Here is an 8,182-nt window from a genome sequence, read left to right on the forward strand (position 1 = left end):
ATCGATTCAGTTAAACCACGCGACCATCCACGACTTGGATGGTTTTGTCGCACCGTGATGCCAGCTCGGGGTTGTGGGTGACAAACAGCACGGTGGTGCCTTGTTCGCGGCTCACGCGTCGCAGCAGTTCAAACACGGTGTCGGCGCTTTTGCTGTCGAGGTTGCCCGTGGGCTCGTCGGCCAGCAGCAGGGCCGGGTTCATGGCCAAGGCTCGTGCCACCGCCACACGTTGTTGCTGGCCGCCCGAGAGGCTGCCCGCAGCTTGGTGGGCGAAGGCACTCAACCCGACTTTGTCCAGCAACTCTGCGGCGCGCTCGGCGATCTCTTGGTTTGAAAAACCCGCCGCACCGAGCAAGGGCATCATCACGTTTTCTTGTGCGGTGAACGCATTCAGCAGGTGGTGGTGCTGAAACACAAAGCCAATGGCGTGGCCGCGCAAGCGTGTCAAAGCATGGTCGTCTAAGCCGGTGGTTTCTTCACCGCCAATGGCTAGCAGGCCTTGGGTTGGCCGATCCAACAAGCCGATGATGTTGAGCAAGGTGCTTTTGCCCGAGCCGGAGGGCCCCATCACGCCACAAAACTCGCCCCGGTTGAGCGTCAAGTCGATGTGGTGCAGGATCTCGACCTCGTTGGCTTGACCCAGATTGAACGATTTGCACACCCCCTGCAATTGCAAGACCTGCGGTGTGGTGAGAGGGGCCTTGTTATCCACGGATGGCCGCCACAGGGTCAAGGCGGGCTGCGCGCATGGCTGGCGCAAACGAGGCCGCGAGCCCCGTCAAGGTGGCCAGCAACAATGCAACAGCAAACATCAGCGGTTCAAAGCTGATGGCAAACATCACGCTGCCGTCCGGGTTGCGTTGGGCTTGCATCCAAACTGCCAGCCCCAGCCACCCCAAAGCGCTGCCGGCGAGGGCCCCGCCAAAGCCGAGCAAACCCCCTTGCAGCAAAAAGATGCGCAAGATTTGCCCACGCGTGATGCCAATGGCCCGCAAGATGCCAATCTCGCGCGACTTTTGCACCACCGACACCACCAACACACTGGCAATGCCAAAGGCGACGGACAACCCCACAAATAATCGAATGGCGGTGTTGGCGGTGGTTTGTGCGCTCACGGCGGTGAAAAACTGCTCATTGGTTTTGATCCAGCTGTCGGCTTGCACGCCCGTGAGTGCGGTGATGTGGTGGGCCACCACCTCGGCAGCGTACACATCGTGAAGCGTCACATCCAGCGCCGTCACGCCGCCAGCCAAGCCCAACAGACTTTGGGCCGAGCGCAAGGTCATGAGGGTGGTGCGTTGGTTGGCGCCTTTGTTGCCCAAATCGAAGATGCCGCTGATGGTGAGCGTGTTGGCGTTGCCATTGGCCGCCGTGACCCTGAGCTTGTCGCCCACCGACACGCCCAAGTCGCTGGCCAGCTCTGTGCCGATCAAGATCTCGTTGACGCTCAGGCGTGCGCTGCCGCGCACGATTTTTTCGGGCATCGGCACGATCCTAAAGTACAACTCAGGTTCAATTCCCACCACGCTGATGGCGCGGCTGGCGTCACCGCGCACCACCAAGGCCGACCCGTTGGCGGCGGGCGAGACCACGTTGACTTCGGGCAAGGCGCTGATGAGCGCCGCCACACTTTGCCATTGGTCAATGCTCTTGAAGCGCTGCAGGGGAGACTGCACGATGCTGCCCTCCAACGCCGCATGGGTGGGTGATCCTGTTTCGCGCAATGCGCGCGCCACTTCTTTGGGCGGGAGCAGTTGGATGTGGGCCTGTCCTGTCAACACGCGTTTGACAAAATTGGCTTGCAAGCCGCTGAGCAATGCGGACATGAACACAATCACGCCCACCCCAATCGCCACCCCGCCAATGATGAACGCGGTTTGCACCCGTCCTTCACGCAAAAAGCGCAAGGCCACCAACCATTCAAACGGCATCCACGCTGACAAGCCCACCACGGCATTCAGTGGTGGGGCTGGCGTGCTCATTTCACGACCAGGGTCGAGACGGGCCGAACATGGGCTTTGTCGTTCACGACCACGCTGGCAGTGGCCAAGACTTGGTCGTTTGCAGCCAGTCCATCGAGCACCTCGCTCAAGCCTTGGCTGCGCAGGCCCAATTGAATCGGGGTGCGCTGGGCTTGACCTTTGACGACTTTGAAAACCCAAGGACCTTGGCTCTGCACGTCGTGCACGGCTTCGGTGGGTACCAGCACAGCTTGGTTGCGCTTGGCCACTTCAATGTCGACCGACACCGTCATGTCTTGTTGCAAATAGGTCGGCGGCTGTGTCACGCGCAGCTTGACTTCAACAGACCCACGCTGGGCATCGACCCCGGGGTTGATGTAGACCAACTCTGCCGTGAAGCGTTGGTCTGGGTAAGCGTCTGCAGAGACCTGCGCGGATTGGCCGAGTTTCAACAAGTTCAAATGTTTCTCGTCGATTTGCACCACCAGCTGTGTTTCGCCTGCGGGGGACAACACCATCAAGACTTTGCCGGGCTGAACGGTGTCTCCCGCCTCGACGTTGCGGGCAATCAGCGTGCCCGCCACGGGTGCCAACACTTGGCTGTAGTGCCACCGGGATTTCGCCAGCTCTGCGCCGGCTTGCGCTTGGGACAAGGCCGACTCGGCCACCGCCATGTCGCTGCCGCCGCTGCGGGCACTGCTGAGTTGTTGCTGCGCGCTTTTGACCTGCGAGCGCATCACGTGTTCGGCACGCACGGACTCGTCCAGTGCCGCTTGCCCGATGAACCCTTGTTTGAACAAATCTTGTGTCCGTTGCAAGCCGCGTGAGGCGGCATCTTGGTTGGCTTGGGCTTGCAGCAGGGCCTGCTCGGCCAAGGGGGCTTGCACCTCGCGCAGTTGCCGCAACTTGGCCTGCGCTTGGGTGACGGCCAGTTCGGCTTGCCGTGCATTGGCCGCCAACTCGGCGTCTTCTAGGGCAATCAACACCTGCGCTGCATGAACAGTTTGTCCTTCGTTGACAGGCACGGCTTTGACGGTGCCTGTGATCTGAACACCCAGCTCCACGCGGTGCGGGCTTTGAACGCGGCCACTGGCCACCACCGTTTGCACAAAATCGCGCTGCACCACCAGGGCCACGGGCATTTGCGGCCCGTAAAACCACCGCAGGCCCGCCCATCCCAGCACACACATCACCAGCAGACCCCCAATCAATGGATAACGGTAAGTGCGCAGGGTGTGAAGTTGGAGCATGGTTCGATCCATGATACGCCCGCAAGTCAACGCTACAGTTGTGACATGCATACCAAACATTTTCCGGGCCGTTCTGAGTTGTCTTTCATTGCCACTCAAGCCATGGTGGAGCGGGGTTTGGAGCCCGAGTTTCCTATCCGTGCCTTGCACGACGTGCAAGCCATGACACACGCCGGTGATGACCAAGACCCGCGCGTGGTGGATCTCACGGCCTTGGCATGGTGCTCGATCGACAACGACGATTCCCGTGACCTCGATCAACTCACGGTGGCTGAACCGTTGCCGGATGGACAGACCAAGATTTATGTGGCCGTGGCCGATGTGGATGTTTTGGTGCCCAAAGGCTCAGCCTTAGACGCCCACGCGCAGCACAACACCGCCTCGGTGTACACCTCGACGCGGGTGTTTCCCATGCTGCCCGAGCGTTTGTGCACCGACCTCACATCGCTCAATCCCCACGTTGACCGTTTGGCGGTGGTGGTGGAGATGTGCATCAACACCGATGCGCAGATCACCCACCACACGCTCTACCGTGCCAAGGTGCGCAACCAAGCCAAGCTGGCCTATGACGCTGTGTCTGACTGGTTAGAGGGCGAAGGAGCATTGCCTGAGGCCGCAGCCATCGTCCCAGGCATGGCTGAGCAACTGCATGTGCAAGACAGCGTGGCCCAGATGCTGCGCACCCGCAGACGCGCCCAAGGTGCCTTGGAGTTTGAAACCTTGCAAGCCCATGCGGTGTTTGAAGGCGAGCGCGTGGTGGCGCTTCGCCAGCAAGTGCAAAACCGTGCGCGTCAATTGATTGAAGAGTTCATGATTGCCGCCAACACCTGCACCGCACACTTTTTGGCCGAGCACGGCCATGCGTCGCTGCGCCGGGTGGTGCGCTCGCCAGAGCGTTGGCAACGCATCGTGGCTTTGGCGGCCACCTACGACGAACACTTGCCCGCAGACCCCGATTCGGCGGCGCTGGAAAAGTTTTTGGCCAAACGCCACCGGGCTGACCCCTTGCGTTTTCCGGATTTGTCGTTGGTCATCGTCAAACTCATGGGCTCGGGCGAGTACGTGGTGGAGCACCCCAAGAGCGAAGCCATTGGCCACTTTGGTTTGTCGGTGCGCGACTACACCCACTCCACCGCGCCCAATCGCCGTTACCCAGACTTGGTGACACAGCGCATGCTCAAGAGTTTGTTGATGCAAAAACCAGCGCCTTACAACACCGCCGAGTTAGAAGCCTTGGCCCTGCACTGCACACGCCAAGAAGACGCGGCGCGCAAGGTGGAGCGGCGGATGCGCAAATCAGAAGCGGCGTTGATGCTGACGGGCTACATCGGCCATGTGTTTGACGCCGTGGTCACTGGCAAAACACCCAGCGGCACCTGGGTGCGTGTGTTCACGCCTCCGGTGGAAGGCATGCTCACCTCGTACACCCACGACCACGACGTGGGCGAGTTCTTGCGTGTGAAGTTGATTCACACCAACGTTGAACAAGGCTTCATCGACTTTGCGACGGTGCGTTGACAGTGTGGGTGCATCATTTTTGAAAATGAGCAGAACGCCGTAAAATTGGTTCTGTGAAACCTTCTGTCCTCCTTTCAAATCACAGAGATGCCATCCGAGCACTTGTGACGGAACACGGCCTGCTGAACCCTCGCGTCTTTGGTTCGGTGAGCCGAAAAGAAGACACAGAAGCCAGCGACTTGGATATCTTGGTGGACCCTCAACCCCATACTTCGCTGCTGGACATCGCCAAGCTCCAGCTTCGCTTAGAGCGACAACTTGGCATTCATGTCGATGTCCTCACGCCTAAGGCTTTACCCTTGAGCTTTAGAGACCAAGTGATTAAAAACGCGTTGCCGATATGACAGGGCTCAACGATCTAAGGCTTCAGGATTTCTTGGGGCACATGCTCCAAGCCATAGATCGCATCACTCAATACATTGAGAAACACACAGAGGTCGATTTTCTGAACGCGACCCTGTTGCAAGACGCTGTGGTCAGAAATATCGAAATTCTTGGCGAAGCTTCAAACAATATCTTGAAGCGATTTCCAGAGTTTGCTGCAGCCCACGGCGAAGTCCCATGGGAAGCTATTTATTACATGCGCAACCGCATCATTCACGGTTATGTTTCTATTGATTACGAGCTTGTGTGGGCTGTGATCAACAAAGACATTCCTGAATTGCACCACCAACTGTTGGCTTTGCAAGCCGCATCGCCTAAAGACACTTAAAAACTTTACTGCGGTGTGTTGAGGTTGGGATTGGCTTCTTCCAAAAAAGTGTCTTGCTTGGCGGTGAGCACCAGCGTGTCGCGGTAGCCGCCTGCCTGGGTGGGTTGAATCGGCGTGGTCTCGTGGATCACCCGCGCGTCGTCGAGCAGCAGCAACGACCAAGGCTCTTGCAGCGTGAAGCGTTCGCCCGAGGTGCCACGTGCGTCAAACACGCGGGTTTCGCCGCCTTTGATGTCTTGTCGGTGCAGCATGAACACGCCCACCAAATCCACCCCGTCGCGGTGGGCCCCTTCTGGGGTGGGGCGGCCAATGCCATCGGTGGTGTCGATGCGGAATTGGTGTGCCTCGATGCACTGCACAGGTGGCGTGTGTGTCGCCGTGTTGTCGGTGCGCAAATCAACGGCTGTTTGCGCAAAAGCACGCAGCACACGCAGCCAGGGCTCTGAGCTAGCCACCTCGGCAGGCATGGGTTCAAACCAGCGCGTCATGCCGCCGTGTAAGGCGTTGTAGGTCAAGGGTTGCCAATGCGCACGGTGGGCAACTGGCGACACCACGCCTTGGTCAAACGTGAAAGACGCGTGCCGCCGTCTGCGATAACGGCCACCATCTTTCAAATACGGGTCTGCCGGCATGCCATGCCAGCTTTGGGAGATGGCGTTCAATTCGTCCAAGGTGCAGTGTGCCCAAGCGCACACACTGGCGGTGCTCAGAATAGCGTAGCCCGTGGACTTGAGTTGTTGTGCCAATTGCGGCAGGGGAGAGGCTTGGGGGAGGATGTCAACAGGTGTCATGTTGAAGCCATCCTACCAATCGGCAGATTCAGTGCGGATGTCGCTGCTTCTCTTGCGCGCGCATTTTGATCAACTCGGCAGCGGTAATACGTACATCTTTGCCGTTGATGGATACAACGATGCTGGTGTCGGTCTTGATGGCAACGTCTTGTGCAGAGCGTGCAGCACGTTGCATGGCGGCGTATGAGCCAGCTAAATCTGGGTCTGTGGAGGTACGAATGTCTTTGGTGTTCATTGGGGGCTCCAGTCAATCAGTTGAGGCTCAATGCCAGAGTTGTCGTAAAACGCCCATGAGTCAACGGCACGACTATATCTGTTGTGAAAGTTTTCAAGCCCAGACTTGAAACGTCGACGAATCACGTCTTCGGGGATGTGATGGCCGCCTTGAGCAACGCGGTTGGCGACCCTGGATACGGCTATCTCTGCTGTTGGCAAAGACAAAAACCAAAGCTTCACCTGAAAACCCAGTTGCCGCCAAACAGCAATTTTCTTGAGGTAGGTTAGGCCTGAGAGGGTGGTTTCAAAAGCAAAGCTTTTGCTTGCCAGTACACACTCATCAATTTCTTCCAACATCAAGCGACCCGCCTTGAGTGCTGCTGATTCAGGATTGAAGGGGGCAAGTCCTGCCGCAATCAGATCGGCATTGATGAACCTCAGCGTTTGGGCTTCAGCAGGAAGAAAGTTGCGTGCAAATGTGGTCTTGCCTGCGCCGTTGGGTCCCGCAATGACGATGATTTTTTTGGAATCGTGGATGACCATCCGTCCATTTTGGCATGGCGCGGTAGGCGGCTGTTTATTTCCAAGGCGTCACACTCGGCACCTCACACGGCCCTTCCACGGAGATCGATTCAAAGTCTGCCGGACCCACAATTTCCAGGTACTCCATGTCGGGCGAGTAGTCGAACAGGTAATGCACGATGCCGGGTTTTTGGTGCACGCAGTCGCCTGCCGACACCAGGGTGGGTTGGTCACCGTACATGAAGCGGGCCCAGCCTTTGAGCATGATGACAATTTGAAACTCAGCCACGTGGTAGTGCCAGCCGGTGCCGTTTTCGGGCGGCAGATTGGCTTTGGCAATGTGGGCAATCACCTTGCCGTGCGTGGCTTGGGCTACGCCCAGGTCGCGGTAGACAAAAAAGTCACGCAGGCCTCCGGGCAAAAACTGGGTGTCGTTGGGTTTGATGTGCGAAAAGTCGGTCTGGCTGTCGTAGGCGAGGGTCGTGCTCATGGTTAAAACTCCACTTCAAGTTCTTCAATATCGTCTGGCTCGGCAATTGCAGCTGCCATCCACTCCTTGATCTCTGGCATGGACAAAATTTGGTCGCTGTAGCGTTGGCACACCGGGTCGAGTGCAATGCCATAGGTTTTGAAGCGCATCACCACGGGCGCAAACATGGCGTCGGCCAGCGTGGGTTTTTTGCCAAACAGGTAAGGGCCTTTGTAGGTGCTCAAACAATCACGCCAGATGAAGAACACGCGGTCGATGTCGAGCTGTGCTTTGGACCACACCTTGAAGTTTTTGAAGTGCGCTTTGATGTTCATGGGCAGCGAAGCGCGCAGCGCAGAAAAGCCCGAATGCATCTCCCCACAAATGGACCGGCAATGTGCACGGTGCACCGCGTTGGTTGGCAGCAGGCCTGCTTTTGGTGCGACCTCGTTGAGGTATTCGCCAATCGCCAAGGTGTCCCACACCTTCGCGTTGCCGTGGTTCAAGCAAGGAACCAAGATCGAGGGCGAGAGCAACAGCAACTCTGCGCGTGCGTCCACGTTGTCAGTGGCCACGGGCACTTCCGAGAAGGAAATGCCCGCGAGCTTGACCATCAGCCAGCCTCGCAAAGACCAAGACGAGTAGTTCTTGCTGCTGAGGGTGAGCGTGGTATTAGCCATGAATGCCAATCGGTAAAGTTGCCAAAGTGACATCACGTTCGCAATAAATATGCCATCCGTGGC

The 8,182-nt window shown here is 57.9% G+C and carries 11 protein-coding genes; 3 read left to right on the top strand and 8 right to left on the bottom strand.

The genetic code is table 11. The features are described from left to right. Positions 1-10: 10 nt before the first annotated feature. The 3 genes from ACKWJN_RS13745 to ACKWJN_RS13755 are packed head-to-tail and all read right to left on the bottom strand — an operon-like array spanning position 11 to position 3,211. Positions 11-712: an ABC transporter ATP-binding protein gene (locus ACKWJN_RS13745; RefSeq protein ID WP_408597791.1), complete on the bottom strand. Its 702-nt coding sequence runs from the start codon at positions 710-712 to the stop codon at positions 11-13. Beyond that, complete coding sequence (locus ACKWJN_RS13750; protein WP_408597792.1) at positions 705-1,982, bottom strand: ABC transporter permease; 1,278 nt, start codon at positions 1,980-1,982, stop codon at positions 705-707. The genes ACKWJN_RS13745 and ACKWJN_RS13750 overlap by 8 nt, the downstream gene beginning before the upstream one ends. After that, positions 1,979-3,211 (bottom strand): efflux RND transporter periplasmic adaptor subunit, encoded by a 1,233-nt coding sequence (locus ACKWJN_RS13755; RefSeq protein WP_408597794.1) that lies wholly within the window; start codon positions 3,209-3,211, stop codon positions 1,979-1,981. The genes ACKWJN_RS13750 and ACKWJN_RS13755 overlap by 4 nt, the downstream gene beginning before the upstream one ends. Before the next feature lie 45 nt (positions 3,212-3,256). On the opposite strand from ACKWJN_RS13755, the gene ACKWJN_RS13760 reads away from it, so the two are divergent. The 3 genes from ACKWJN_RS13760 to ACKWJN_RS13770 are packed head-to-tail and all read left to right on the top strand — an operon-like array spanning position 3,257 to position 5,441. Further along, a complete protein-coding gene (locus ACKWJN_RS13760) occupies positions 3,257-4,729 on the top strand; it encodes an RNB domain-containing ribonuclease (protein ID WP_408597796.1) in 1,473 nt (490 codons plus the stop codon). A 53-nt stretch (positions 4,730-4,782) separates the two neighbouring features. Then, the gene (locus tag ACKWJN_RS13765) at positions 4,783-5,073 is read left to right on the top strand and encodes a nucleotidyltransferase family protein (RefSeq protein WP_408597798.1); all 291 of its coding nucleotides are present in this window, start codon (positions 4,783-4,785) and stop codon (positions 5,071-5,073) included. Next, on the top strand, positions 5,070-5,441 hold the full coding sequence (locus ACKWJN_RS13770; RefSeq protein ID WP_408597799.1) for a DUF86 domain-containing protein: 372 nt from the start codon (positions 5,070-5,072) through the stop codon (positions 5,439-5,441). Before ACKWJN_RS13765 ends, ACKWJN_RS13770 begins: the two co-directional genes overlap by 4 nt. A gap of 5 nt (positions 5,442-5,446) precedes the next feature. Here ACKWJN_RS13770 and ACKWJN_RS13775 read toward each other — a convergent pair whose 3' ends face one another. The 5 genes from ACKWJN_RS13775 to ACKWJN_RS13795 are packed head-to-tail and all read right to left on the bottom strand — an operon-like array spanning position 5,447 to position 8,119. Next, on the bottom strand, positions 5,447-6,232 hold the full coding sequence (locus tag ACKWJN_RS13775; protein WP_408597801.1) for a 2OG-Fe dioxygenase family protein: 786 nt from the start codon (positions 6,230-6,232) through the stop codon (positions 5,447-5,449). A gap of 28 nt (positions 6,233-6,260) precedes the next feature. Continuing rightward, positions 6,261-6,467: a hypothetical protein gene (locus ACKWJN_RS13780; RefSeq protein ID WP_408597803.1), complete on the bottom strand. Its 207-nt coding sequence runs from the start codon at positions 6,465-6,467 to the stop codon at positions 6,261-6,263. Next, positions 6,464-6,991 carry an AAA family ATPase gene (locus tag ACKWJN_RS13785; RefSeq protein WP_408597804.1) on the bottom strand — a complete coding sequence of 176 codons (528 nt, stop codon included), beginning with the start codon at positions 6,989-6,991 and terminating at the stop codon, positions 6,464-6,466. Before ACKWJN_RS13785 ends, ACKWJN_RS13780 begins: the two co-directional genes overlap by 4 nt. A 34-nt stretch (positions 6,992-7,025) precedes the next feature. Beyond that, entirely contained in the window at positions 7,026-7,460 is a 435-nt protein-coding gene (locus ACKWJN_RS13790; protein WP_408597805.1) for a cupin domain-containing protein, read from the bottom strand. Positions 7,461-7,462: 2 nt separating this feature from the next. After that, on the bottom strand, positions 7,463-8,119 hold the full coding sequence (locus ACKWJN_RS13795) for a glutathione S-transferase family protein (protein ID WP_408597807.1): 657 nt from the start codon (positions 8,117-8,119) through the stop codon (positions 7,463-7,465). Between the last annotated feature and the right edge of the window lie 63 nt (positions 8,120-8,182).

Origin of the sequence: Limnohabitans sp., assembly GCF_046052825.1 — a bacterium.
Classification (GTDB): Bacteria; Pseudomonadota; Gammaproteobacteria; order Burkholderiales; family Burkholderiaceae_C; genus Limnohabitans.